General features: G+C 61.7%; 20 protein-coding genes and 1 pseudogene. 13 read left to right on the top strand and 8 right to left on the bottom strand.

From position 1 onward, the window contains the following. Positions 1–207: 207 nt before the first annotated feature. The 4 genes from AB4Z32_RS02115 to AB4Z32_RS02130 form a co-directional block, all read right to left on the bottom strand. On the bottom strand, positions 208–708 hold the full coding sequence (locus tag AB4Z32_RS02115; protein ID WP_441933908.1) for a GNAT family N-acetyltransferase: 501 nt from the start codon (positions 706–708) through the stop codon (positions 208–210). After that, positions 705–929, bottom strand: a complete 225-nt coding sequence (locus tag AB4Z32_RS02120) for a hypothetical protein (RefSeq protein ID WP_441933909.1) — start codon at positions 927–929, stop codon at positions 705–707. Before AB4Z32_RS02120 ends, AB4Z32_RS02115 begins: the two co-directional genes overlap by 4 nt. Before the next feature lie 436 nt (positions 930–1,365). Continuing rightward, positions 1,366–1,734, bottom strand: coding sequence for a hypothetical protein (locus AB4Z32_RS02125; RefSeq protein WP_441933911.1), 369 nt, complete (start codon positions 1,732–1,734; stop codon positions 1,366–1,368). A 348-nt stretch (positions 1,735–2,082) separates the two neighbouring features. Next, positions 2,083–2,340: a hypothetical protein gene (locus AB4Z32_RS02130; protein ID WP_441933913.1), complete on the bottom strand. Its 258-nt coding sequence runs from the start codon at positions 2,338–2,340 to the stop codon at positions 2,083–2,085. A gap of 67 nt (positions 2,341–2,407) precedes the next feature. Here AB4Z32_RS02130 and AB4Z32_RS02135 point away from each other — a divergent pair, with 67 nt between their 5' ends. From AB4Z32_RS02135 to AB4Z32_RS02160, 6 genes are all read left to right on the top strand, one after another. Beyond that, on the top strand, positions 2,408–5,194 hold the full coding sequence (locus AB4Z32_RS02135) for a TonB-dependent receptor plug domain-containing protein (RefSeq protein WP_441933915.1): 2,787 nt from the start codon (positions 2,408–2,410) through the stop codon (positions 5,192–5,194). A gap of 211 nt (positions 5,195–5,405) precedes the next feature. Then, the gene (locus AB4Z32_RS02140) at positions 5,406–5,675 is read left to right on the top strand and encodes a BrnA antitoxin family protein (RefSeq protein ID WP_441933917.1); all 270 of its coding nucleotides are present in this window, start codon (positions 5,406–5,408) and stop codon (positions 5,673–5,675) included. Between the two features lie 140 nt (positions 5,676–5,815). Further along, complete coding sequence (locus AB4Z32_RS02145) at positions 5,816–7,879, top strand: alkaline phosphatase D family protein (protein WP_441933919.1); 2,064 nt, start codon at positions 5,816–5,818, stop codon at positions 7,877–7,879. A 356-nt stretch (positions 7,880–8,235) separates the two neighbouring features. Continuing rightward, positions 8,236–8,571, top strand: a complete 336-nt coding sequence (locus tag AB4Z32_RS02150; protein ID WP_441933920.1) for a PepSY domain-containing protein — start codon at positions 8,236–8,238, stop codon at positions 8,569–8,571. A 226-nt stretch (positions 8,572–8,797) separates the two neighbouring features. Beyond that, complete coding sequence (locus AB4Z32_RS02155) at positions 8,798–9,463, top strand: response regulator transcription factor (RefSeq protein ID WP_441933922.1); 666 nt, start codon at positions 8,798–8,800, stop codon at positions 9,461–9,463. Continuing rightward, on the top strand, positions 9,439–10,791 hold the full coding sequence (locus AB4Z32_RS02160; RefSeq protein WP_441933923.1) for an ATP-binding protein: 1,353 nt from the start codon (positions 9,439–9,441) through the stop codon (positions 10,789–10,791). The genes AB4Z32_RS02155 and AB4Z32_RS02160 overlap by 25 nt, the downstream gene beginning before the upstream one ends. Positions 10,792–11,237: 446 nt before the next feature. Here the strand turns inward: AB4Z32_RS02160 and AB4Z32_RS02165 are convergent, their stop codons facing one another. Continuing rightward, positions 11,238–11,675, bottom strand: coding sequence for a hypothetical protein (locus AB4Z32_RS02165; RefSeq protein ID WP_441933924.1), 438 nt, complete (start codon positions 11,673–11,675; stop codon positions 11,238–11,240). A 163-nt stretch (positions 11,676–11,838) separates the two neighbouring features. Here AB4Z32_RS02165 and AB4Z32_RS02170 point away from each other — a divergent pair, with 163 nt between their 5' ends. The 5 genes and pseudogenes from AB4Z32_RS02170 to AB4Z32_RS02190 all read left to right on the top strand — a co-directional run bounded on the left by AB4Z32_RS02170 (position 11,839) and on the right by AB4Z32_RS02190 (position 18,156). Next, positions 11,839–13,419 (top strand): isocitrate lyase, encoded by a 1,581-nt coding sequence (locus tag AB4Z32_RS02170; RefSeq protein ID WP_441933925.1) that lies wholly within the window; start codon positions 11,839–11,841, stop codon positions 13,417–13,419. Positions 13,420–13,501: 82 nt separating this feature from the next. Beyond that, positions 13,502–14,164, top strand: coding sequence for a 3-hydroxyacyl-CoA dehydrogenase NAD-binding domain-containing protein (locus tag AB4Z32_RS02175; protein WP_441933926.1), 663 nt, complete (start codon positions 13,502–13,504; stop codon positions 14,162–14,164). A 350-nt stretch (positions 14,165–14,514) separates the two neighbouring features. Next, positions 14,515–14,796: pseudogene (locus AB4Z32_RS02180) on the top strand (dihydroxy-acid dehydratase); the annotation flags it as partial. A gap of 454 nt (positions 14,797–15,250) precedes the next feature. Then, on the top strand, positions 15,251–16,840 hold the full coding sequence (locus AB4Z32_RS02185; protein ID WP_441933928.1) for a methyl-accepting chemotaxis protein: 1,590 nt from the start codon (positions 15,251–15,253) through the stop codon (positions 16,838–16,840). A gap of 137 nt (positions 16,841–16,977) precedes the next feature. Further along, positions 16,978–18,156 (top strand): ABC transporter substrate-binding protein, encoded by a 1,179-nt coding sequence (locus AB4Z32_RS02190; RefSeq protein WP_441933930.1) that lies wholly within the window; start codon positions 16,978–16,980, stop codon positions 18,154–18,156. 37 nt (positions 18,157–18,193) lie between these two features. Here the strand turns inward: AB4Z32_RS02190 and AB4Z32_RS02195 are convergent, their stop codons facing one another. Next, entirely contained in the window at positions 18,194–19,144 is a 951-nt protein-coding gene (locus tag AB4Z32_RS02195) for a LysR family transcriptional regulator (RefSeq protein WP_441933931.1), read from the bottom strand. Between the two features lie 153 nt (positions 19,145–19,297). Here AB4Z32_RS02195 and AB4Z32_RS02200 point away from each other — a divergent pair, with 153 nt between their 5' ends. Continuing rightward, positions 19,298–21,214, top strand: coding sequence for an FAD-binding monooxygenase (locus tag AB4Z32_RS02200; RefSeq protein WP_441933933.1), 1,917 nt, complete (start codon positions 19,298–19,300; stop codon positions 21,212–21,214). Here AB4Z32_RS02200 and fusA read toward each other — a convergent pair whose 3' ends face one another. Beyond that, the gene (gene fusA / locus AB4Z32_RS02205; RefSeq protein WP_441933935.1) at positions 21,215–23,323 is read right to left on the bottom strand and encodes an elongation factor G; all 2,109 of its coding nucleotides are present in this window, start codon (positions 23,321–23,323) and stop codon (positions 21,215–21,217) included. Between the two features lie 290 nt (positions 23,324–23,613). Beyond that, entirely contained in the window at positions 23,614–24,369 is a 756-nt protein-coding gene (locus AB4Z32_RS02210) for an SDR family NAD(P)-dependent oxidoreductase (protein WP_441933937.1), read from the bottom strand. 49 nt (positions 24,370–24,418) lie between these two features. On the opposite strand from AB4Z32_RS02210, the gene AB4Z32_RS02215 reads away from it, so the two are divergent. Next, positions 24,419–25,405 carry a LysR family transcriptional regulator gene (locus AB4Z32_RS02215; RefSeq protein WP_441933939.1) on the top strand — a complete coding sequence of 329 codons (987 nt, stop codon included), beginning with the start codon at positions 24,419–24,421 and terminating at the stop codon, positions 25,403–25,405. Positions 25,406–25,433 lie beyond the last annotated feature (28 nt).

Genomic DNA, 25,433 nt, shown 5'->3' on the forward strand with positions numbered 1-25,433 from the left:
AACGTGAACGCCTATCACAGCCGGATGCGCACCTGGCTGCTGCCTTTCCGCGGCATCGCCAGCCGTTACCTGGACCACTACTTCGGCTGGCGCTGGGCGCTGGATGGCCAGCGCATTGCCAGTCCAGACGCCTTTTTGAGAGCGGCGCTCGGCAGATTCAACACTTAGCGCGAACAGCGCCTTGACTAATGTGCTGCCCGATAAGCACTAGGGACGTGGGAAACGGAACAGATCTCGTCGCTGCCCGTCTGGGAATATTCGCCTCTCGATCTGGAATGCGCCCAGGCGAAGGGCCAGTGCGCGAGCCGGGGCATTGTCATCAGTCATGTATGTTTCTACCGTTTGCCAGCCACACTCCCGATAAGCATAGGCAATCGCGGCACGCGAAGCCTCATGCGCGTAACCTTGCCCGCGTGCGTCAGGCAGCAACCACCAGGTCAACTCGCGTGGCCACCCCAGGCCCTGCCAGAACCCGCATACACCGAGCTGGGCATCGTCACGTAGTCGTTCCACAACCCACACTCCGAAACCTTGCAAGTACCAGCAGCCGATATCAGTCGCCAGCCGAGCATAGGCAGCGCTCGGACTAAGGGGGCCGCCGTAGAAAGCGGATGCCTCGGCGTCCGTATAGAAACGCCGGTAGAGATCTTCTGCGGTCGGGCTGGGTGGTACGAGACGCAAGCGTTCAGTCTTCAAGGTGGGGATCATGTATTGTAAAAAAGCAAAGAAAATGTCGAGTTATGGGCCCAGCGTTGCTGTTCGAGCTGCGAATGAGTCAGCGTGTCATTCCTAGTGCTGGCGAGCACATTGACCGAGTCCACGGAAGCGATAGGAGCGGCGGCAACGGCCGAGGCGTCGGCGGGACCGGCGCTTGCTGCGAACGATACGGTAGCGGCGGCGATCAGGGGCAGTGCATATTTGGTGCGCATGGTTCAAATCTTTTTTTCGATGTTGAGAACGGACTGAAGCCACATGCGGACTGCCGATCCACGGACTTTCAATCTCGCCGGGTCACTCGCGATGACCTGGCGAACGATGGCAGTGTAATGAGTGCACGCGCCGCGCTTCCGCGAAACGGCTGAAACGTGAAAAGCGCGGGGTGAACTGCATCTTTCGCGTAGTGGACGCGATTGCTGCCGCGCGCGCTGCAGACGCTGCTCGGCTGCGGCGAATAGAAGACGAGTTCGGGCATCAAAAAAACATCGCAGCCACACGATGAGGCAGTGGAAATCACAGCGCTATCGCCTATATCGCATTGACCGTTTCGGAAATCCGCAAGCTGCTGTCTCTGTGGCGCTTGTGACGAAGAGGCTGCTGCGGGGCGGCGCCAGATGCAGCGTGGCGGCCCGAAATGCAGGCCGCCCGTCAAGCCGCCGTCGGCATGATGTCGCCGAAGCCGGCGATCATCCCGAGCGCGCGCGGCGCGATGCCCTGGCCCTGCTGCGACTGCCGGATCCAGTAGCCGACCTGGGCGAAGTTGTGCTCGCGGTTCACGCCCAGCTGCTCGACGCGCGCCTCGTCCATAAAGCTGGTGTAGCAGTCGCCGATGCGCTGTTCGTCGGTGCCCTTGGCGGCATGCTGGGCGGCGGCTTTCTCGATGATAGCGCGCAGTTGCGGCTGGGTATTCTCGCGCAATTCCATGAACGAGCCCCAGCTCGACTTATCGGCCGGGATCTCGGCGGTCTTGAGCCACTTGCCGTTCAGGTGCTCGACGAAGTCGTCCTGCGTGCGCACGGATGGATCGACATATTGTGGGGCGATGCCGGATGCCAGCGTCTGGCCGCCGTGTGCGGCTGTGTTCTTGGCCGATCCTTCGGCGGCGTGGGCAAGCGGGGCGGTCAGTGGCAGGCCAGCGCGCTCGGTGCGGCGATGGCGCCAATGCCGGTCGGGTAGGTTGACTGCAGGCTGGCGTCCGACCGATTGCAGAGCTGGCGGCAGGGCCAGAAATTCTCCGATTATTAAAACGAAAAAATCACGTAAAGAAGCTAAACCGTTTTGCGATTCGCCCCGCGAATCTTCTTATCTTTCTGCACCAAAGTATATGTATCTGCATGGAATATGTATTCTATTATACATTAATTATTAGTTCTTGTCTTTCTTTGAATCCTGTTTGGCGGGACAAAAAATCTTATTTGCAACGAATTCAAACAAATACATTTTTTTTACTTGACCCTGAAAATACACAGGTGATCCCATTGCCGGCTTGAAAGAAAGCATCGGGCTTTCGTTCAAGATTGCTGCATATACGGCACCTTGCGGCCGGCTGTTTCCACGCCAGCCGCATTCAACACAGGAGAATAAGAAAATGATGGAGAAAGTTTTGTCCCGATCGATTCGCATGATCTGCCTCGGGAGTATGGCATTCGGCATGAATGCGGTGTACGCGCAAGACGGTCAGGACGCGTCGATGCAGCGCGTTGAAGTGACCGGCTCACGCATCCGCCAGGTCGACAGGGAAACGGCGCAGCCGGTCCAGGTGATGACCCAGGAACAGATTCAGAAGACGGGCCTGGTTACCGTGGGCGACATCCTGACCCAGCTGTCCTCGGCCGGTACGCCCGAGTTCAGCCGCGGCAACTCGCTGACCTCGAATATCGAAAACGGCGGCCAGTACATTACCCTGCGCAACCTCGGCTCGAACCGCCTGCTGGTGCTGGTCGATGGCAAGCGCTGGACCCAGACCGTCAATGGCTACACGGACCTGTCGACCGTGCCGTCGGCGATGATCGAGCGGGTCGAAGTGCTGAAGGATGGCGCGTCTTCGATCTACGGTTCCGACGCGATTGCCGGCGTGGTCAACATCATCCTGAAGAAGAAGCTGGACGGCGCCCAGCTGAGCCTGTACACCGGGGCGAACCAGAAGGGTGATGGCCGCAGCAAGGATTTCTCGCTGTCCTACGGCGCCAGCAATGACAGGGGCCGTCTGATGATCGGCCTGTCGCACACCGAGCAGGGCGTCGTGTGGCCTTCCGAGCGTGACATCACCCGCTATCCACGCGGCATCAACCACCCGACCGCAGGCTGGGGCATGGGTCCGTTCGGCGACATCAGCCCGGTCGATCCGGTCACTGGAGGGCAAAACAACGACCCGGCCACGGGTGGCTGGGAACGCGTGTTGAACCACGGGGGCGGCGTGCGCTCCGACCCGCGCTTCCCGACCAGCTACCACGACAAGACCGGCAGCATCGACGACAAGTACAACACGGCGCAGGACATGATGTTCCAGATGCCGAACAAGCTGGACACGCTGTTCACGAAGGGCACCGTCGACCTGCCGTACGACATGCAGCTGACTACGACGGCAATGTACTCGCAGCGCAAATCGAGCACCCAGATCGCCGGTCAACCGCTGACCAGCGAAACCCAGCCGGGCTACAAGGTCTACATCGACAAGAACAGCTACTACAACGGGTTCGGGCAGGACCTGTATTTCCTGCGCCGCACGGTGGAAGTGCCACGCGTGACCGATAACCAGAACCGCACTTTCCACGTCGATTCCACCCTGTCCGGCAACTTCACGATGCACGGCCTGGCGTGGAACTGGGACGTCGGCTACAACCACAGTGCACAGGACGGTTACATCTACTCGACCGGCAACCTGAACCTGCTGAACCTGAAGAAGGCGCTCGGCCCGTCGTTCATGAATGCCCAGGGCGTGGTCCAGTGCGGCACCCCGTCGGCCCCGATCTCGCTGCAGGAATGCACGCCTTGGGACCTGATCAGCGGCCCGCCTGCGTTCAACCCGCAGGTGCGCAATTACGTGATGTCGACCGGCCAGGCAAGCTATGGCAGCACCATCAACAGCGCCACCGCCAACCTCAGCGGCGAAATCTACCAACTGCCGGCCGGCGCGCTCGGGGTCGCCGCGGGCCTGGAACGCCGCGAGGTAAGGGGCGATGACCAGCCGGGACAGTTCGAGCAGTCCGGCTACTCGAGCAACCTGGCGGGCAATCCGACGCACGGCCGCTATACCGTCAAGGAAGCCTACGCCGAGGTCAACATCCCGGTCCTGAAGAACGCGCCGCTGGCCCAGTTGCTGAGCTTCGACCTGGCTACCCGCCACTCGGACTACAGCAACTTCGGCACCACCAACAACAGCAAGGCCAGCTTCATGTGGAAGCCGGTTCGCGACCTCCTGGTCCGCGGCACCTACGCGCAGGGCTTCCGCGCCCCCGCCGTCGGCGACACCTTCGGTGGCGGCGCGCAGTCGTTCGACGACATCATGGACCCGTGCGACAGCAAGTTCGGCCAGCGCGGCACCACGGGCGTGGACGCCCGCTGCACCGCCGCCGGCGCCCGTCCGGGCTTCCGCCAGATCGACCAGACCGGCACGCCGGTCACCAGCACCGATGGCACCCAGGGCATCGTGCCGTTCATCTCGAATCTCGGCAACGCCTCGCTGCAGCCTGAGCGCGCCAAAACCACGACCATCGGCTTCGTGTACAGCCCGTCGTTCCTGCCTGGCCTGTCCGGCTCGCTGGATTGGTACCACATCAAGATCAGCAACCTGATCACGGGTGTGACCGCGAACCAGACGGCCAACTACTGCTACGTCCAGGGTATCCAGTCGTACTGCGACGCGATCAAACGCGATCCGGTAACCGGCCAGATCAACAGCCTGTCGCACGGCAACGTCAACGCCGGTGGGCTGGAGACCGCAGGCTTGGACCTGTCCTTGAACTACCGCTTCCCGGGCACCCGGTACGGCCGGTTCGGCCTGCGCTCGGACTCGACCTTCGTCAGCAAACTGCGCACGAAGGCGACCAACGATGCCGAATGGATCAACCAGGTCGGCGAATACGACGCCGGCGGCGTCCTCGCCTACTATCGCATCAAGTCGAACCTGACGCTGGACTGGACCCTGGGGAAATGGAGCGCTTCGTGGACCGCCCGTTACTTCAGCCCGCTGCGCGACCAGTGCTACAGCCATGATGTGAGCGCCCCGATCGAGTGCACCAACCCGACCGGCCAGGCCAACTGGGGTACCGGCTACAACCAGATGGGCGCAATGGTCTACAACGACCTGAGCGTCGCCTACAAGACTTCGTGGAAAGGCCAGATCATGGTCGGCGCCAACAACGTGTTCGACAAGCAGCCGCGCAGCACCATCCTTGGTGCTGCCTCGGCGTCGCGCGTCGACGCTAACTTGCCGATCGACCGCTTTATCTACGTGCGTTACAACCAGGCGTTCTGACCGAAGGGCCCGCATGGGCCCATTTCGGACGCTGTCTGATCGAGGCCCCTCGGCTTGCCTGAGGGGCGCACACGGCTCAGCGCGTTTTTTTGCAGTTTGGATACGTATTTTTTTCAACTCGTCGCGCCGCGCGTGTGGCAGCACTGGAAAAAAGTATAGTGCTGCATCTCCGACTACACACATGTAGTTGGAATAAATCGAAGGAGACGAGATGGATTTTGCACCAAACAGCATCGGCAACAATAGCGACAACGATAGCGCCAACGATAGCTACAACCATAGCGCCAACGATAGGCCGACCCTGGCTTACCACCGCCCGGCCCGGCGAAAGACGCGAATCACGATCTACCTGGACGACGAAGTCCTCGACCATTTCCGCGCGCTGGCGAAACGCTATGGCACCGGCTACCAGACACTAATTAACGCCGCGCTGTGCAGCCGCCTATCAGGAGCCAGCTGCGAACCCGGTTGGTTCGTATAAGTCGCGGGCGCGGCTGCGCCTGTTGTTATTTGCGCAAAACCTTTTCGGGTGCCGTCGGAGTAATTACGCTTGAAGTAACGCATGTTTGCGACCGAATTCCGAGGCAGCGCTAGTCCCAAAACTAAACGGAGTGAAAAACAATGACGATAAGCCGTCGATCCTTTCTCAAAGCTGCTGCGGCAATGGGCGCTTCTCTGGCATGGGTCGGTCCGGCCCGGGCTTCGCGTGTCCGTTGGCACGAGCGGCGTGATCTGTATCCGCAAGGGGTTGCATCGGGCGATCCCGACCCGCACAGCGTCATTCTCTGGACCCGGCGTCCGTTTGCCGGGGAAGCGCGCCAGGTCCTGACTGTCGAGGTAGCGGAGGACGAGGCATTCCACCGGGTCATTGCGCAGGCCAAGGTGCCGGTCTCCAGCGACGCGGACTGGACCGCGCGCGTGCTGCTTGGCGGTCTCAGTCCGGCGCGCGTCTACTGGTATCGGTTCACCGACGCCGACGGAAACGGCAGCCGGGTTGGCCGCACAATCACTGCACCCTTGCCCAATGATCCGCGAACGGTGAACTTCGCGTTCGTGAGCTGTCAGCATGTCAATGAAGGCAAGCTGAATGCCTACCGCAGGATGATCTACGAAGACGAACGCGTACCTGCCGCCGAACAGCTCGGCTTCGTCCTGCACCTGGGCGATTTCATCTATGAAATGGTCCAGTACCCGGACGAAGTGCAAACCCGCTACGATCGCACGATCTATGAGGTGGCGCGCATCCCGGACGGCCACAAGATCGGCAACTTCCACATTCCGCTGACTGTCGATGGCTACCGTGCGATCTATAAAGGCTATCTCCTCGATCCCGACCTACAGGACGCGCGCGCGCGCTGGCCGTTCGTCGCCATGTGGGATAACCACGAATTCTCGTTCCAGGGTTGGCAGGGTGTTCTTAAAGTGGGCGCGTTCGAGCAGCCTGGCCAGAGCGTCAAGGTGGCAGCGAATCAAGCCTGGTTCGAGTATCTTCCTGCGCGCGTCACGCGCGGAAACCGCCCGCTCGAACGTTTCGATCCGCCCGCCGTCAACAACGTGCCGATCAAGGAGTTCGACGAGCATGGGCTGGGGACGGAACCAAACAATCTGGCGGCGATCAACAGCCTCAAGGGCTATCGGGCGCTGCGCTATGGCCGGCATTTGGACCTGATCATCACCGACCAGCATAGCTATCGAAGTGCGGACTCCTTCGGCGATCCGTCGCTCAATAAACTGTTCGGCAAGGAGTACATTGGCATGTTGCCGGAGCCGATGATGCAGATCCTGGACGGTGGGCGCGCCTATAACGGTGGCAATCCTCCTGCGGTCGTCAGCCACAATGGTGTCGAGGTGCCCAATCCGCAACACAACGCGCCGCCGCAAACGATCCTGGGAATGGAGCAGAAAGCATGGTTCAAGGACAAGCTGCAGACCTCGAAGGCGACGTGGAAAATCTGGGGCAATACGATGGGTGCACTCGATTCTCGCGCCGACCCGCAGAACCTGCCTGCCGGCCTGACCAAAGAGCCGTGGCCGCCACATACCTATGCGGCGCTGAGTGCATATGATTACGGCTCAGCGTGGGCGGAACGCGCTGAGATCTACCAACTCGTGCGCGACGCGAACATCACGGGCTTCGCGATCGTCTCGGGCGACCGTCACAGCTTCTGGGCCGGATATGCAACTGCGGAACTTCCGCCCGGTAAGTTCGACCCGGTCGGCTTGAGCTTCGTCGGCGGATCGCTCACCAGTGCCGGCACCATGGAAGCTTATGAGCACAAGCTTCCAAAGAATGCGCCCTTGCGCGCGTTGTTCCTTGCGGACAAGGAGGGAAGTGCCAAGCCAGAATGGACCCATAACATGCTGCTCAAGCACGGCGTCCGTTCATGCCTGGAATACGCAAAAAATTTCGACCTCGAGCGCGCACGGTCGCTGTCGAATCCGGATCTGGCGCCGCACCTCGAATTCATCGATCTCGGAGGGCATGGTTATTCAAAGGTACGGTTGTCGGCCGATGAAATGCGCACCGAATTCGTTTGCATTCCACGCCCGGTCACGCGCAGCGAAAGACCGGATGGGGGCGACATCCGGTATAGGGTCGTGCACACTGCAGCACTGTGGAAGGGCGGAGCGCGTCCGCGGCTGAAGACCTCGGTGCTTGAAGGCGACATCGGGCTTGCCATGTGACGGAGTCACGTCGTGATCGTCGAGATCAGTGATGAGCGACCGAAGCCGAACGCGCAGCGGTCGTCTCCGTCAGGTGTCCAGCACTGGTGATTCGACGCCGAACGTCGGGCCATGCCGCCTGCTTCGGCAGTCGCCCGCCGGTACGAGCGGAAGATGGTGTCGCCCTCTGGCTTATTCTGTCGCGCCACCCCCGGAACAGCCCCTTGAAATCAGATTCAGGAGTGTTTCACGGCTATAATTCGGCCCGTTCCAGATTCTTACTCAAGGGTCGTCGGGCGTAGTTTCGCGCTCAGTGTCAACTAAGTCTGCACCATTAGCTTCTCTACTGCGCAATCCGCGCTATCTGGAGAAGCACCATGAACCGAACCGCAAAACTCTCCCTTCTGGCCATCGTCGTCGCTGCAAGCGGCACGGCAGCCTATGCCGCCAAGGCCGGCATGGAAAACGACGCCATGGCGATCAACAAAGCCAGGATCCCACTCACGCAAGCTGTGGCGGTCGCCCAGCAGCATGTCAACGGCAAGGCAGCGCGGGCCGAGTTCGAGCATTCGAAGCAGGGCTGGGTGTATGACGTGGAAGTCGTCAGCGGCAGCAAGGTCTACGATGTGAGGATCGACGCCGACAAAGGCAGCGTCATCTCGTCCGCCGAGGACAAGGCAGACCACGACGACGACCAGGACAAGGAGGACTGACAGGGCGCATCCGGAGGCGGGACCGTCCGCGATGGCGGTCCGGCCACCGGGGCCGCGTCCAGGTCGGCAGTTCTTCCACAAGCCTGTGAAGGCCGGCCGCCTGGCGCCGAGCCGCTATTCGGCATCGGCCGCCTTGCGTAGGTTCATACTGGTCAGCATACTGCTGTTCAGGCAAAGGGCAGCGCGTGCGGCGCGCTAGGCAACATTGAAATGGAACGAGCTATCCATGCGTGTCTTACTGGTCGAGGACGACCTGATGATTGGCGAAGCGATACAGGACGCGTTGAAAGATGCGTCGTATGCGGTCGACTGGGTAAGGAACGGGCAAACGGCCTTGAGCACATTCGCTTGCCAGAAATACGACATCATGCTGCTTGACCTTGGCCTGCCCGGCAAGGACGGGCTGGAGGTGCTGACGGCCATCCGCGCCAGGAATAACCCCATCCCCGTGCTCATCATCACCGCGCGCGATCAACTGGACGATCGCCTGCGCGGTCTGGACGGCGGCGCCGACGATTACGTGCTCAAGCCCTTTCAGATGGCCGAGCTGCTGGCGAGGATGCGCGCCGTATCGCGCCGCAAGGACGGGAACCCGGTGCCGGTCCTCGGCAACGGTATCGTAGCGCTCGACCCGGCCACGAAAGTGGCCCGCCTCGTCTCGGGCGCCTCGGTGCAGCTGTCGAACCGCGAGTTTTCATTGCTCCACGCCTTGCTGGTGCGGCCTGGCGCCATCCTCTCGCGCGGCGAGCTGGAGGACCGCATCTACGGCTGGGGAGAGGAAGTCGAGAGTAATGCTGTCGAGTTCCTCATTCATTCGCTGCGGCGCAAACTGGGCAGTGACATTATCAAGAACGTCAGGGGAATGGGATGGATGGTTTCAAAAGGCGCCTGAGTGAGTCGGTCCAGCTCAAGCTCTCCTTCACACTGTCTGCCGCCATCCTCTTCGTCGCCGCCGTCGCCGGTGTTTTCTCCTTCCTGTCCGCCCTCGACGAGGCGCACGAACTGCAGGATGACGTCTTGCGCCAGGTGGCGCAACTCATGGACCGGCAGCGCTTGCCGCCTGCCGCGTCAACGATCGACGCCCGTCCCAGGAACAGCGAGGAGGAATCGCGTGTGATCGTCCAGCGGCTGGGCGACGAAAACCGGTCCCGCTTGAGCATCGACGGCGGCGGAGCGCTCCCGCTGCCGGCAGCGCTCGTCGATGGCATGCACACGCTGGACCTCGGCGGCGAGACCTTCCGCGTGCTGGTCAGGACAACCGCGGCCGGCGAGCGCATTGCAATCGCCCAGGAATCTGGCTTCCGTAATGAAATCGCGCGAGACAGCGCGCTGCGTACCACGATGCCTTTCCTGGTTCTCGTGCCAGCCCTGCTGCTGATCGTCACCGACCTGGTGCGAAAAATGTTCAAGCCGATCGCCATGCTGTCCGCCGAGATCGACCAGCGCGCCGAGCAGGACCTTCACCCCATCGAGGAAAGCCATCTTCCCATCGAAGTTCGGYCGTTTGCCGTGGCGATCAACCGTTTGCTTGGACGCGTGGACAGGGCCATGGATGCCCAGCGCCGCTTTGTTGCCGACGCCGCGCACGAGCTGCGTTCACCCTTGACCGCGCTGTCGCTGCAGGCTGAGCGGCTGGCGGCGGCGGAGATGTCGGCCGAAGCACGCGCGCGCCTCTTTGCACTGCGGGCGGGCATCGAGCGTGGCCGGAGCCTGCTCGACCGGCTGCTCACACTCGCCAAGGCACAGGTGTCGGGCGAATCGCCCGGCAGGCCGGTGTCGGCCCAGGCTATCTACCGTCGCGTACTGGAGGACCTCATGCCCCTGGCGGAGGCGAAGCAGATCGATATCGGCGTCGAGGGCGCGCAGGACGCCGAGGTATGGGTGAGTGAGCCGGACCTGATCGCCCTCGTCAGGAACCTGGTTGATAACGCCATCCGCTATACGCCCGAAGGTGGGCGCGTCGATCTTTCGATAGCCACGGCCGACGGCCAGACCCTGCTCGGCATCCGCGACACCGGTCCGGGCATTCCGCCCGCTGAGCGCGACCGGGTGTTCGATCCCTTCTATCGCGTGCTCGGTAACGAACAGGTCGGCTCCGGGCTTGGCCTGTCCATTGTCCAGGCGATCGCCAGGCGCATCGGCGCGGAGATTCGCCTTGGATTTTCCGATGAAGTAAAACGGGCCGGTTTGTCCGTCGAAATCATTATGCGCAGACTATGACTGGAGTCTTCTCACGGTAGGAAACTTCGATCGTCGTATGGACGATTTCTTCATGGACTGCCAGCTGGGAGCGGATACCTTGCTTGACCCTCCCATTATGGGAATGCTTAGAGTCGGTATCCTCATATTGAGGAGGGCATCATGTTTGACATCGGATCGGGTAGCGCAGACTCGCCAAATTCTGCCGCGGTGGCTCGTCTTCCCGTTGGCGATCGAACTGGCGCGTCTGCACGGGAGCAGAACGTGGCCAAGGCAAGGGACGGTAGGGATGCAGCGCTGGGAGCAGGGGTGGACCCTGCCGGATCCAGAAAGAAAAGCATCGGTACAGGGATTGAGGGATGCCGATGCCTGAGATCACGGTACTCCTCATTCCGGACTGACGGTAAGTGGAACGGGGGGCGTCGACGGGGCCTGCATGACAAGCCGTGGCATCCTCCGCCACGATTTCAATTCCTTCGCGGCGGTTGATTTGCGCGCAAGTGCTTGACCCACTCTTCGCAGCAGCCACGGGTGGCGCTCTTGTAAACCTCGACGGCCTGGTTCGCTGCCCCGGCGAGCATCGGCGGTCCGATCATGGCCGCCGCAACCAGGTCTTTCATGGCTGTGCGCTTGTTGCCGAGTACATCGAGACAAACCGGAAGGCGATCAAGGCGCGCGCAGGCATCGAAGGCCTCAGCCCTTGCTCCTTGAAATGCAAGTTCCGACCGATGGTCTGCTGTCGATTGAGAGTCTTGTGAAAACACCAAGGCCGTCATTACCGCAGGTCGGCAATCACTTTTCACACAGCCAAACTGGATTTCACATGGTGAAATTTGCTGCGCGCCGCTTTCACCATGAAATTTCGTTTCGCAATACTGCTTTCCACATAATGAAATAAATTTCATAAGTCATTGAAGTTAAAGGGATAAATATTCTCACAACTCTTATATAAGATAGAAGATAGTTCGTCGTGCTCGCTCTATGATGAACGCATCCGACTACGATTCGCTTCGCACCACCGTTAGCGGCGAACGCAGGAGATTTCGATTCTTTCTTATGGAGTTCATCATGTCCCAGTACCAGAACGATATCCAGGCCATCACCAGTCTCAAACAACAGCAGGGCGACGGCTGGCATGCGATCAACCCCGAGTCCGCAGCTCGCATGCGCGCACAGAACCGCTTTCAAACCGGCCTCGACATCGCCCGCTACACGGCCGGGATCATGCGTCGCGACATGGCGAACTACGATGCCGATCCATCCAAATACACCCAGTCGCTGGGGTGCTGGCATGGTTTCATCGGTCAGCAAAAAATGATCTCCATTAAAAAGCACTTCAACAATACCGACCGCCGTTACCTGTACCTGTCGGGTTGGATGATTGCCGCGCTGCGTTCGGAATTCGGTCCGCTGCCCGACCAGTCGATGCATGAGAAAACGGCGGTGCCCGCCCTGATCAAGGAGCTGTACACCTTCCTGCGCCAGGCCGATGCACGCGAGCTTGGCGGCCTGTTCCGCCAGCTCGATGCCGCGGAAGGCGAAGCGCGCGCCGCCGTCCAGGCCAGGATCGACAATTTCGTCACCCATGTGGTGCCGATCATCGCCGACATCGACGCCGGCTTCGGCAATGCCGAGGCAACCTACCTGCTGGCCAAGCAGATGATCGAAGCCGGCGCCTGCTGTATCCAGATCGAAAACCAGGTGTCGGACGAGAAGCAGTGCGGCCACCAGGACGGCAAGGTCACTGTGCCGCACGAAGACTTCCTGGCCAAGATCCGCGCCGTGCGCTACGCCTTCCTCGAACTGGGCGTGGACGATGGACTCATCGTGGCGCGTACCGATTCGCTCGGCGCTGGCCTGACCAAGCAGATCGCCTACACCCGCGAGCCGGGCGACCTCGGCGACCAGTACAACAGCTTCCTGGACGTCGAAGAGGTATCGCTCGATGCGATGGCGAACGGCGACGTGGTCATCAAGCGCGACGGCAAGCTGCTGCGCCCGAAGCGCCTGCCCAGCAACCTGTTCCAGTTCCGCGAGGGTACCGGCGAGGCGCGCTGCGTACTCGACTGCATCACCTCGCTCCAGAATGGCGCCGACCTGCTGTGGATCGAAACGGAAAAGCCGCACATCGCCCAGATCGGCGGCATGGTGAAGGAAATCCGCAAGGTGATCCCGAACGCGAAGCTGGTGTACAACAACAGCCCCTCGTTCAACTGGACCCTGAATTTCCGCCAGCAGGTCTTCGACAGCATGAAGGCCGAGGGCGCCGATGTGTCTCACTACGAGCGTTCGCAACTGATGAGCGCCGAATACGACGACTCGGAACTGGCGCGCGATGCCGACGACCGCATCCGCACCTTCCAGGCCGACGCGGCGCGCGAAGCCGGTATCTTCCATCACCTGATCACGCTGCCCACCTACCATACCGCCGCGCTGTCGACCGATAACCTGGCCAAAGAATACTTCGGCGAGCAGGGCATGCTGGGTTACGTGGCCGGCGTGCAGCGCAAGGAAATTCGCCAGGGCATCGCCTGTGTCAAACACCAGAACATGTCGGGTTCGGACCTGGGCGACGATCACAAGGAGTACTTCAGTGGCGAAGCAGCGCTGAAGGCTTCGGGGAAGCTCAACACCATGAACCAGTTCTGAGGAAATGCGCACGCACAGGCTCGCCATGGCGAGCCTGTGCGGAGCATTGCATTAGTCATATCGAGGAACCCAAATGAATTGTATGCAAAACGAGGTGCACGATGACTCTCGAACGGTCGGCCGGGTCGGCATCATCGGCGCCGATGCCATGAGCCTTGGCATCGCGGTAAGCCTGCTGGATGCCGACGTTCCGGTGACGCTCTTCGAACCCGAGCGCGAGTCACTCGACAAGGTAGTCGAGCTTGTCCGGTCGGGCTACCGGAATGCGGCCGCGAAAGGCGAGCTTCGACAGGCCGAGCGTGACAGGCGCATGGCACTGTTGGCCGGCACGGTAAATTTTCATCACTTGAAAGACTGCGACTTGATTGTCGACGCGGAGCCTGGCGACAGGGCAGGCAAAGAGAAGTTGTTCCGCCGGTTGGACCAGGTTGCCAGGTTCGGCGCCGTACTGACGACCCGAGCTTCGTATTCCGGCGTCGACCACATCGCTGGATGCACGAGGCGCCGGGGCGACGTGCTTGGCTTGCATGTTTCGGCGTCTTCGGAGACGGAGGAGATATGGACGATCGCGCCCGGGAAGGAAACTTCAGGTGACGCCCTGGCTACAGTAATCGCACTCGCGCAGAGACTTCGTAAGGGCGTCGCAGTTCGGGGCAACTTCCAGGGCATTGTCAGCAATGCGAAAAGCGTCGCGCTGGATGCCGACTGTTTCGCACCACGGAAAATCGATCAGGTACTGGACTAGTCTGGTTTGTGGTAGCACTCTGCCGCCGCCTGCTTACCGCAATGCGCGAGCTCCGCCACGGCCTCGTCGAACAGGCATCCATCATGTCCATAGGACGTATCGATAGAATCACGAGCTGGAAAAAGGGGCCGCGAATATGCTTGTCGGTATTAAATCGATAAGCGGAGACGACCATGAAACCCCGATTGCTGGCACCTGGCCTGGCGATGCATTTCCGTTCGCCTGTGCGCTTCGGTAGCGCCTTGCGTGGCTACGAAGCGCTGCTTCGCACCCTGCAGTTGATCTTGTTTTTCTGGGGCGGGGTAGTTGGCGCGAAGGTGCTTGCTCACTTCGTCACGCAGGGCGGCTGGCTGTTGGCCGGGCCGGAGAGTGCGGCCGGCGGCAACCTGGCGTTGCTGCGCACCGGCGACAGCGTGTGCGTGGACCTGAACATCGGACGCTGCGACGTACTGCTGCCGGATGCGGAGCTGGCGGCGCGCAGGAAGGATGCGCCGCCGCCCGTACCCGGCAACCAGACGCCGTGGCAGGAGATCTACCGCGCCAGCGTCGGCCAACTGCATACCGGTGCTGTAATAGAAATGGCGTTGAAGTACCGGGGCGTCGCTCAGGACATGCCACGCCATAATCACTGAGGAAGACTGTCGCGCCGCCACCGAATCAACGGCCGCGTCCAGCGTGGCGACGACGACCTGCGCCTGCTGCAGAAAGGCCATGCCTTCCGAGTCGGTATCAGTGTAGCGATGTGCGGTACAGGTCTGCCCGTCGGGTCACATCCCGGCGTCGAAGAGTTTCCTGACTGCTGCATTATTTAAAAACCTGATTGTCGAAATCGGAATGGATCGGTATCCACCATCCCTTGACTTGGGCAGACTATGTTCACTCGCAAGATTTATGGGCGGCATCAAGAAAGCGATAGAGGTGCGCCCTTACTGGCTATTACAGCGAATAGCCAGTCGCCGTTCGCCGCGAGGAAAACACATGGGGCGGGTCAAACCTAGAACTACATAAAACAGGAGATAAAAACGTGAAAAAAATGACAGGCGGGATCTTGGCTGTGATTACGGCGCTATTGCCTTGATAACGACAATGAAAATGACCTTTCGCCAAAAACTATTTCTGCCGTTGTTTCTTAGTTGGATATGCCTGCTCGCAGTATTCGTGATCGATGCCATGCGCACGCGCGAATTGCGCTTTGACGAACGCAAGATCCAGCTCGCGAATGCGGACGACATGGCGGCGTCGATCACCGGGGAGTACGAGGCATTGGCCGCCAGGGGTGCGCTGCCTCTCGACGAAGCCAAAAAGCAGGCTCTGGCGCGCATCAGGGCATTACGCTTCGGGGATAGCGGCTACATCGTCGTATTCGACAAGGACAAGATGCTGATGCACCCCTTCAAGGCCGAGTTGGAAGGCATGCCGATCGCGAAAGTGGTCGACGTGAACGGCCGGGCAATCAGTGTGGAAGGCGTCAAATCGACCTTGCAAACCGGTTCCGGCTTTACCTCGTTCATGTGGGTCAAGCCGGGCTCGCGGGAGCCGGTACCCAAGATATCCTATACCGTGCACTACAAGCCCTGGAGTTGGTACTTCATGGTCGGCCTCTATGTCGATGACCTGGACCGGGCTTTCCGCGAACAGCTGAGCGAGGCCGCGCTCTGGCTGGCCGTGATCGGTGCCGTTCTTAGTGGCGTGGTTGTGTTGCTGGTGCGAAACATCGAACGCCAGATCGGCGGCGATCCTGAAGTCGCCGTCGCGGTGGCCCAGCGCATCGCGACCGGCGACCTGAGCGTCGAGGTGGCGGTCCGCGCCGGTGACCGGAGCAGCCTGATGGCCGCGATGAAGTCCATGCGCGATGCGCTGGCCGCGGTCGTCACCCAGGTACGCGCCGGCACCGACCTGATCGCCGCTGCGTCGGGCGAAATCGCCAGCGGCATTCAAAACCTGTCGAGCCGTACCGAGGATCAGGCCAGCTCACTCGAAGAAACCGCGGCCTCGATGGAGGAACTGACCACCACCCTCAAGCAGAGCGCGGACAACGCGCGCCAGGCGAATGTGCTGGCGGAATCGTCCTCCGAGGTCGCGGGGCGCGGCGGGGCCGCGGTAGCCAGGGTGGTCGAAACCATGGCGTCGATCAACGCCTCGTCCAGCAAGATCGTCGATATCATCAGCGTCATCGACGGCATCGCTTTCCAGACAAACATCCTGGCCCTGAATGCGGCGGTGGAGGCCGCGCGCGCGGGCGAGCAAGGCAGGGGCTTTGCCGTGGTGGCCAGCGAGGTGCGCAACTTGGCCCAGCGCTCGGCCGCCGCCGCCCGAGAGATCAAGACGCTGATCGGGGACTCCGTGTCAAAGGTCGACGACGGCGTGGGTCTGGTACGGGAAGCGGGCACGACGATGCAGGAAATTCTCGCCGACGTCGGCCGTGTCGGCAGCATGATCGGTGAGATCAGCGCCGCGACCCGGGAACAGGGCATCGGTATCGAGCAGATCAACCAGTCCGTCGCCGAGATCGACCAGATGACCCAGCAGAACGCGGCCCTGGTCGAGGAAGCGGCAGCGGCGTCCGAAGCGATGCGGGAGCAGGCGGCGAGGCTGGCGCAGGCAGTCGGCGTGTTCAAGCTGGCGTCAGGCGCCAAAGCGACAAATCCAGCATTATTCAAAAAGCTGATTATATGAATCAATGTCCAACAAGTATTCAATGGGCGCGAACTTCGGCACACTGTGAGCGATGGTTCCGGACCGCATCGGGAGGCGCGGTCGAGCGAATATCTGGCCGGACAAGAAACAAGAACAGCTTAAATGGAGACTAAAGCATGAAAAAAGTAATATCCAGGGTAGTCCTCGCAGCAGGCGCGCTATCCCTCACCATGCTGGCGCAAGCCGCGGGCGAGGACACCATCAAGGTCGGACTGATCGCACCCTTTTCCGGGCCGTTCGCCGATTACGGCAAGCAAATGGAAGGCGGGATCAAAGCCTATATGGCGCAACATGGCAGCACTGTCGCCGGAAAGAAAATCGAGGTCATCGTCAAGGACACCACCGGGCCTTCGCCCGAAATCGCGAAGCGGCTGGCCCAGGAACTCGTGGTGCGGGATAAGGTCGATTTCCTGGCCGGCTTCGGCCTGACGCCGGAAGCACTTGCGGTCGCGCCGCTTGCCGAGCAGGCGAAAAAGCCGATGATCATCATGAATGCGGCCAGTTCGGCCATTACGACGAAGTCGAATTACATTGCGCGCGTGTCGATGACGCTGCCGCAAAGCTCCGCGCCGATGGCGAGGTGGGCGCTCAAGAACAAGATCCGGAACGTGGTCACGCTGGTAGCCGATTACGCGCCCGGTATCGATGCCGAAACGGCGTTCAAGGCGGCCCTGACGGAAGGAGGTGGCAAGGTCCAGGAGGCAATCCGCGTACCGCTGAAAAATCCCGACTTCGCGCCTTACATCCAGCGCATCAAGGACGCCAGGCCGGATGCGGTGTTCGTATTCGTACCGCCCGGCGAACACACCATCGCTTTCATGAAGGGCTACCGCGAGCGCGGCCTGGCCGAAGCGGGTATCAAGGTCATCGGCACCGGAGACCTGACGGACGATCATATGCTGGCGGCGATGGGCGACGCGACGCTGGGCGTGATCACCACCTTTCATTATTCGGCGGCCCACAAATCGCCTGAAAATGCCGCATTCCTCAAGAGTTTTGCCAGCGCCAACCCTGGCGCGGGCCGGCCCAACTTCATGGCCGTCGGCGGCTACGACGGCATGGCGGCAATTTATGAGGTCGCGCGCAAGCTGAACGGCGACATCAATGGCGACAAAACCATGGCAATCCTGAAGGGCATGCAGCTGAACAGTCCGCGCGGACCGATCATGCTGGACGCCGCCACCCGCGACGTGGTGCAGACGGAATACGTGCGGCGGGTCGAGAAGGTCAACGGGGAGCTGTTCAACATCGAATTCGATCAGTTCCCAAATCAGAAAGATCCGGGCAAACCCTAGCGGTATCGCCCATCGGGCATGACGGCGCAGCGGCTTGTCATGCAGCTGGCCGGGTAGCGGACGCGATATGAGGCGCGCCGCTCCCGGCGGCGTCGCCGCTGGCGAACAGCGCGGCAACCATCTGCCGCAGCCAGCGGTTCGAGACGTCGGCATGATAGCGTTCGTGCCAGTGTTGCTTGACCTGATAGCTCGGTAGATCCACCGGGATCTCCAGGAAGCGGACCGCTTCGCTGCCTGCCACCACGCTCGCATAGCGCAAGGGGACAATGGCCAGCAGCTCGGTCTGCGCCACGATGGACGCGACGCCCAGGAAGCTCGGCAGGTTCAGCACGACATTGCGCTCGATCTCCTCGCGCGCCAGTATCTTGTCGACGATCGCATGGCCGGTGCCCGAGGTACGTACGCGCACATGTCCCTCCTGCCGCAGATTCTCGACCGTCAGCGACGCGCCCACACGCGGATGCGTATGCGCGACCAGGCAGACGAAGTGTTGGTCGAACAGCTTTTGCTGGTAGAAGCCGGCCTCCAGATGTGGCATGAAACCGACCGCCAGGTCGACCGTGCCGTCCGCAAGCTCGGCGGGCGTGGCCGGGGAAATCCTCGATATCTCGAGGTGAATGCCCGGGGCAATGGCGCGCAAGTGGTTCAGCATGCGCGGCAGGAGCACGATCTCGCTGATATCCGTCATGCAGACACGGAATTGACGGGTACTCTCGGCGGGGTCGAATACCGGCTGGTCGGCCAGCGCATGCTGCACTGCCGAGATCGCGAGGCGCACGTCCCCGATCGCGTTCTGTGCGCGTGGCGTGGGCACCATGCCCTTGACGGTACGGCTGAACAGCTGGTCGTTGAAATGGCCGCGCAGCTTGCTCAGTGCGAGGCTGACGCTCGACTGCGGCAGGCCCAGGTTGTGGGCTGCCCGGGTCACGTTCCCTGTCTTGAAGATTTCGTCGAAGATCTGCAGCAGCTCGAGGTCAAAGTGCTTCATTGGTCTATCGATATTTAAAATCCTGATTATAACGATCAAAGATTATCTGTTTCGAAAATACTTCTTTTCCGTCAAAGTGCTTCCACCGCAGGAGCGACGCGGAACATGCCGCGAAATAACACAACGGTAGTAACAGTTTTCAGGAGACCAGTCATGCAATTCCATCTCGACGGATTTCGTCCCGGCGACCCGCATCTTCACCCCGTTTCGCCGCTCGCCCGGCCGCACACCGATGCCGTGCCGGCACAGGTGGATGTACTCATTGTCGGCTGCGGCCCGGCGGGCCTGACGCTGGCGGCGCAACTGGCAGCGTTCCCCGAGATTCGCACGGCGATCGTCGAGCAGAAGGATGGCCCGCTGGAGAAAGGACAGGCCGACGGCATCGCCTGCCGCACGATGGAAATGTTCGAGGCATTCAATTTCGCCGAGCGGGTGCTCCAGGAGTCCTGCTGGATCAACGAAGTCACGTTCTGGAAACCCGACGAAAAGAACCCGCGCGAGATCGTGCGTCATGGCCGCGTGCAGGACACGGAGGACGGCTTGTCGGAGTTTCCGCACGTGGTGCTCAACCAGGCCCGGGTCCACGATCTCTACCTCGAGACCATGCGCAATTCGCCGAGCCGGCTGGCGCCGCATTACGCGCGCAAGCTGCTCGACGTCAAGGTCGATGCTGCTGCCGGCGACTATCCGGTGACGGCGACGCTGGAGCGCACCGACCCGGCACATGCCGGGCAGCGCGAGATCGTGCGCGCACGCTATGTCGTGGGCTGCGACGGTGCGCGCAGTGCCACGCGCACCGCGATCGGCCGCGAACTGGCCGGCGAGGCGGCGCACCAGGCCTGGGGGGTGATGGACGTGCTGGCGGTAACCGACTTCCCCGACGTGCGCTACAAGGTGGCGATCCAGTCCCGCGAAGGCAGTCTCCTGATCATTCCGCGCGAGGGAGGGTATCTCACTCGGCTGTACGTGGAGATGGACAAGCTGAGCGAGGACGAACGCGTGTCGCAGCGCAAGATTACGATCGAGCAGTTAATCGATGCCGCGCAGCGCATTTTCCATCCTTACAAGCTGGATGTGAAGGAGGTCGCATGGTGGTCTGTGTACGAGATCGGCCAGCGCATCTGCGACAAATACGACGACGTGCCCGCAGGACGGGAAAGCGGGCAGCTGCCGCGCGTCTTCATCGCCGGCGACGCTTGCCACACCCACAGTCCCAAGGCGGGACAGGGCATGAATTGCTCCATGCAGGATGCGTTCAACCTGGGCTGGAAGCTTGCGGCTGTCCTGCGCGGACAATGCCCGCCGTCGCTCCTGCATAGCTACAATGCCGAGCGCCAGGCGGTCGGAAAGCAATTGATCGACTTCGACAGTGAGTGGGCGAAGATGATCAGCGAAAAACCGGCCGACGGACAGGGCGGAGGCCTGGACCCCAAGGAGTTCCAGACGTATTTCGAGCGGCACCTGCGGTACACCGCCGGCATGGGCACGAAATACAGCGCAGCGCTGCTCTGCGGTGACGAGACGCACCAGCATTTGGCCGCCGGCTTCGAAGTGGGGACGCGTTTTCACTCGGCTGAAGTGGTGCGCATTTGCGACGCCAAGGTAGTTCATCTGGGACATGCGGGCAAGGCCGACGGGCGTTGGCGCCTCTACGCCTTCGCCGGCAAGGATGACGCCGTGGACGGTAACAGCGGCCTGCGCAAGCTGTGTCGCTTCCTCGAAGATTCACCCGCCTCGCCAGTGCGCAGATACACTGCGGCGGGCCAGGACCCGGACGCGGTGTTCGACCTGCGCGCAGTGTTCCAGGGCAGTCACGCGGACCTCGAAATCCAGGCGATGTCCGCGCTGCTATGGCCGCAGAAAGGGCGCCATGGCCTCCACGATTACGAAAAGGTGTTCAGCGCCAAGCTCAAGCACGGCCCGGACATCTTCGACTTGCGCGGCGTGGATCGGGAACAGGGCGCCCTGGTCGTGGTGCGCCCCGATCAGTATATCGCCCTGGTCCTGCCCTTGGATGCACACCAGGCCCTGGCCGATTTCTTCGCGGAGTTCATGTTGCCCCAGGGCTGATTATCGATTCGCGCGCGTTGATGCGATCTGGTCGAGCACATGCCTGGGAACCGCCGCGTAGTGCTTGAATTCCATCGTGTAAGTCGCGCGGCCCTGGGTCAGCGAACGCAGCGTGGTCGAGTAGCCGAACATCTCGGCCAGCGGCACCACTGCCTTGATCAACTTGCCACCGCCGCCGGCAATCTCGTCCATACCCTGGACCAGGCCGCGCCGGGTCGACAGGTCGCCCATCACGTTGCCGGTAAATTCCTCGGGTGTCTCGACCTCGACCTGCATCATCGGCTCGAGAAGTTCGGGCGAGGCCTTGCGCATGCCGTCCTTGAAAGCCATCGAGGCGGCCACGCGGAAGGCGTTTTCGTTGGAGTCGACGTCGTGGTAAGAGCCGAAGGTCAGCGTCGCGCGCACGTCGACCACCGGGTAGCCGGCCAGCACGCCGGAAGGCAGCGTCTCCTGGATGCCCTTGTCGACCGCCGGGATGTACTCGCGCGGCACCACGCCACCCTTGATGGCGTCGACGAATTCGTAACCCTTGCCGGGCTCGAGCGGCTCGAGCTTGAGCACCACGTGGCCATACTGTCCCTTGCCGCCCGATTGCTTGACGAACTTGCCTTCGACGTTCTCGACCGCGTTGCGGATGGTTTCGCGGTACGCCACCTGCGGCTTGCCGACCGTGGTTTCGACGCCGAACTCGCGCTTCATGCGGTCGACCAGGATTTCCAGGTGCAGCTCGCCCATGCCGGACATGATGGTCTGGCCGGATTCCTCGTCGGTGCGGACACGGAACGAGGGGTCTTCCTGCGCCAGGCGATTCAGGGCGACCCCCATCTTTTCCTGGTCGGCCTTGGTTTTCGGTTCCACCGCCTGCGAGATCACCGGTTCCGGGAACACCATCTTTTCCAGCACGATCACGTGGTGCGGATCGGAGAGCGTATCGCCTGTGGTAACCGCCTTCAGGCCTACCGCGGCCGCGATGTCGCCGGCGAACACTTCCTTGATTTCCTTGCGCTCGTTGGCGTGCATCTGCAGGATGCGGCCCAGCCTCTCCTTTTGGCCCTTGGTCGGGTTGTACACGCTGTCTCCGGAATTGACCACGCCCGAATACACGCGGAAGAAGGTCAGCTGGCCCACGAAAGGATCGGTCATGATCTTGAAGGCCAGCGCGGCGAACGGCTCCTCGTCCGACGGGTGGCGCTCGATCGGCTGGTCGTTCTCGTCATGGCCCGCAATGGCCGGCACGTCGATCGGAGAGGGCAGGTAGTCGATCACGGCGTCCAGCATCGCCTGCACGCCCTTGTTCTTGAAGGCGGAGCCGGCCAGCATCGGCACGATTTCGCCGGCCACGGTGCGCTGGCGCAGCGCCGCCTTGATCTCGTCTTCGGAAAGCGGCTCGCCGTTCAGGTATTTCTCGGTCAGCTCGGGGGTTGCCTCGGCCGCCGCCTCGACCAGGCTTTCGCGCCACGCGCGCGCGACCCCTTCCAGTTCGGCCGGGATGTCGCCGTACTCGAAGTGCACGCCCTGACCGGCTTCGTCCCAGCGGATGGCGCGCATCTTGACCAGGTCGACCACGCCTTCGAACCTGTCCTCGGCACCGATCGGCACCTGGATTGGCACCGGGTTGCCCTTCAAACGGTCGTGGATCTGCTGCCGCACGCGGAAGAAATCGGCGCCGACGCGGTCCATCTTGTTGACGAAGGCGATGCGCGGCACCTTGTATTTGTTCGCCTGGCGCCACACGGTTTCGGATTGCGGCTGCACGCCGCCGACCGAGTCGTACACCATCACCGCGCCGTCCAGTACCCGCATCGAGCGTTCGACCTCGATGGTGAAGTCGACGTGCCCCGGGGTGTCGATGATGTTGATGCGATACTCCGGGTAATTGCCGGCCATCCCCTTCCAGAATGCCGTGGTCGCAGCCGAGGTGATCGTGATGCCGCGCTCCTGTTCCTGTTCCATCCAGTCCATGGTCGCCGCGCCGTCGTGCACCTCGCCTATCTTGTGATTGACGCCGGTGTAGAACAGGATGCGCTCGGTCGTGGTCGTCTTGCCGGCGTCGATGTGGGCGCTGATGCCGATGTTGCGGTAGCGCTCAATGGGGGTCTTACGGCTCATTGCACTCTCCTGAATGTGCGCCCATACCCTGGGCAGGGTGCTGTCTCGTTCTCCCGGGCTGTGGAACGAGCTCGTTTCCGCAATTAGAACATGTCCAGGATACCTGTGTTTCTTGTGCCGTTGAATCGCCAGAACCTGCGGGGTCTGCCCGCGCTGGCTACCGTATCACGTCGATATCGCCAAATGAGAGCGCCGACCCGGCGGACCCTTTCGCATCGGCACCGGGATGCCGGGTTCGGGGCCGGCTGCACCGGCGATCGGTGCAGCCGCGAGCAGGACGTAGCGCCGTCTCAGATCTGGCGGAGGCCGCCATCCACGAACAGTTCGATGCCGTTCACGAAACTCGCGTCGTCCGACGCCAGAAATACTGCCGCCTTCGCGATTTCGTCCGGCTCGCCGACGCGGCCCATCGGAATGAGCGAGGCGAGGTGGTCGAGGAAGCCTTGTTGCTGATCCGGATCGGTGCCAACGAGCTCGACCAAGCCAGGCGTCCTGATCGGACCCGGGCTCAGCGTGTTGATGCGGATACCGCGACCCTTCAGGTCGAGAATCCAGTTGCGGGCGAAGGCACGGACGGCGGCTTTGGAGGCGGCGTAAACGCTGAACGCTTCGGTCCCGCCGCTGGCTGCCGTGGAGCCGGTCAGGATGACCGACGAACCTGTGCCCAGCAGCGGCAAAGCGGTCTGGACGGTGAACAGGGTGCCTTTCACGTTGCGCGAGAAAGTGTCGTCGAAGTGTTCTTCGGTGATATGCCCGAAGGGCATCAGTGCGCCGCCGCCCGCATTTGCGACGAGAACGTCGAGCTTGCCGTGCTTCTGACCGATCCGATCGAACAGGGCGCGCAGCTGCGCGATATCCGCAGAGTCCACACGGGCGCTTTCCGCATCGCCTCCGATTGCCTGGACGGCGGCATCGAGTTCCGCCTGGCGGCGACCGGTGATATAGACTTTCGCGCCTTCGCTGACGAAACGTCTGGCAATGGCCAGGCCGATGCCGGTACTTCCGCCGGTAACGACCGCTACTTTTTGTGCAAGTTTCAGTGACATGGTTTTTCCTTGGCTATGAAATCGGGTTTTGCATTGAACGCAGTCCTCAGTGTGGGGCGAAGCCGGCGGAAGGAGAAGACAGGCCGGCGTCATATCATTTATGCTCTCATTGCATGAATCGAAATCAGGCCTGGGAAAAATGGATAAGTTGATGTGGATGCATTGCTTCGTACGGGCGGTCGAAACAGGCAGTTTCTCCGCAGTGGCAAGGGAGCTGCAGATCGGCCAGCCCAACGTCAGCCGGCATATCGCCTCGCTCGAGAAACTGCTGGGTACGCGGCTGCTGCATCGCTCGACACGCCATCTGGCAACGACGCCGGAAGGACAGGCCTATTACGCGCAGGCAAAGCATGCCCTCGATGTCATTGCGCAGGCGGAGTCCGACGCCCGCGGCGAAGAGCATCCGCATGGCTTGCTGCGCGTGGCATGCGCGGAGAGCCTAGGTACCGAGGTTCTGATGGCGGCCTTGCCCCGGTTCTTATCCCGTTATCCCGACGTGCAGGTCGAACTCAGGCTCAGCGACAGCTATATCGATCTGGTCGCCGAAGGCGTCGACATCGCGATCCGCGGCGGCGCCCTCAAGGACAGCGCGCTGCGTGCACGGCGCGTCGGGACATCCGAGCGCATCTGCGTCGCCAGCAAGGCCTATCTCGAACGGCATGGGGCGCCGGCCGAGCCGCCGGACTTGATGCAGCACGAGTGCATCGTCTACACCCTGCTGGGCAGCGGCGGCTGGCCCTTCAGCACGGGCGAGGTCCACGTCGGCGGGCGTCTACGGCTCAACAACCTGGAAGGCATCCGCCGCGCAGTGCTGGGCGGCCTGGGCATCGGCTATCTTCCTTCCTGGATGGTCGCCGGCGAACTCGATCGCGGCGAGGTAAGCGCGCTGCTGAGCGCCTACGCCGTATCGGGCACGCCCTTGAACGCCTTGTATGCGGCCGAGCGGCTGCTGCCGCAACGGGCATCCGTATTCCTCGAATTCATCAGCGGCGTGTTTGCGGGAACGCGCGGGCTCAACGGCGTGCCCCTGGTCTAGCGGCCTGCGTTCAGGCGCCGGCTTCCGT

The sequence above is a fragment of the Massilia sp. 2TAF26 genome, from assembly GCF_052115005.1.
Lineage (GTDB): Bacteria > Pseudomonadota > Gammaproteobacteria > Burkholderiales > Burkholderiaceae_D > Telluria.

Excerpts from the sequence above, each read along its gene's own strand:
- AB4Z32_RS02115 (WP_441933908.1), bottom strand. The coding sequence starts at position 708 with ATGATCCCCACCTTGAAGACTGAACGCTTGCGTCTCGTACCACCCAGC.
- AB4Z32_RS02120 (WP_441933909.1), bottom strand. The coding sequence starts at position 929 with ATGCGCACCAAATATGCACTGCCCCTGATCGCCGCCGCTACCGTATCG.
- AB4Z32_RS02130 (WP_441933913.1), bottom strand. The coding sequence starts at position 2,340 with ATGCGAATCGATCGGGACAAAACTTTCTCCATCATTTTCTTATTCTCC.
- AB4Z32_RS02135 (WP_441933915.1), top strand. The coding sequence starts at position 2,408 with ATGCAGCGCGTTGAAGTGACCGGCTCACGCATCCGCCAGGTCGACAGG.
- AB4Z32_RS02140 (WP_441933917.1), top strand. The coding sequence starts at position 5,406 with ATGGATTTTGCACCAAACAGCATCGGCAACAATAGCGACAACGATAGC.
- AB4Z32_RS02145 (WP_441933919.1), top strand. The coding sequence starts at position 5,816 with ATGACGATAAGCCGTCGATCCTTTCTCAAAGCTGCTGCGGCAATGGGC.
- AB4Z32_RS02150 (WP_441933920.1), top strand. The coding sequence starts at position 8,236 with ATGAACCGAACCGCAAAACTCTCCCTTCTGGCCATCGTCGTCGCTGCA.
- AB4Z32_RS02155 (WP_441933922.1), top strand. The coding sequence starts at position 8,798 with ATGCGTGTCTTACTGGTCGAGGACGACCTGATGATTGGCGAAGCGATA.
- AB4Z32_RS02165 (WP_441933924.1), bottom strand. The coding sequence starts at position 11,675 with ATGAAATTTATTTCATTATGTGGAAAGCAGTATTGCGAAACGAAATTT.
- AB4Z32_RS02170 (WP_441933925.1), top strand. The coding sequence starts at position 11,839 with ATGTCCCAGTACCAGAACGATATCCAGGCCATCACCAGTCTCAAACAA.
- AB4Z32_RS02175 (WP_441933926.1), top strand. The coding sequence starts at position 13,502 with ATGCAAAACGAGGTGCACGATGACTCTCGAACGGTCGGCCGGGTCGGC.
- AB4Z32_RS02185 (WP_441933928.1), top strand. The coding sequence starts at position 15,251 with ATGAAAATGACCTTTCGCCAAAAACTATTTCTGCCGTTGTTTCTTAGT.
- AB4Z32_RS02190 (WP_441933930.1), top strand. The coding sequence starts at position 16,978 with ATGAAAAAAGTAATATCCAGGGTAGTCCTCGCAGCAGGCGCGCTATCC.
- AB4Z32_RS02195 (WP_441933931.1), bottom strand. The coding sequence starts at position 19,144 with ATGAAGCACTTTGACCTCGAGCTGCTGCAGATCTTCGACGAAATCTTC.
- AB4Z32_RS02200 (WP_441933933.1), top strand. The coding sequence starts at position 19,298 with ATGCAATTCCATCTCGACGGATTTCGTCCCGGCGACCCGCATCTTCAC.
- fusA (WP_441933935.1), bottom strand. The coding sequence starts at position 23,323 with ATGAGCCGTAAGACCCCCATTGAGCGCTACCGCAACATCGGCATCAGC.
- AB4Z32_RS02210 (WP_441933937.1), bottom strand. The coding sequence starts at position 24,369 with ATGTCACTGAAACTTGCACAAAAAGTAGCGGTCGTTACCGGCGGAAGT.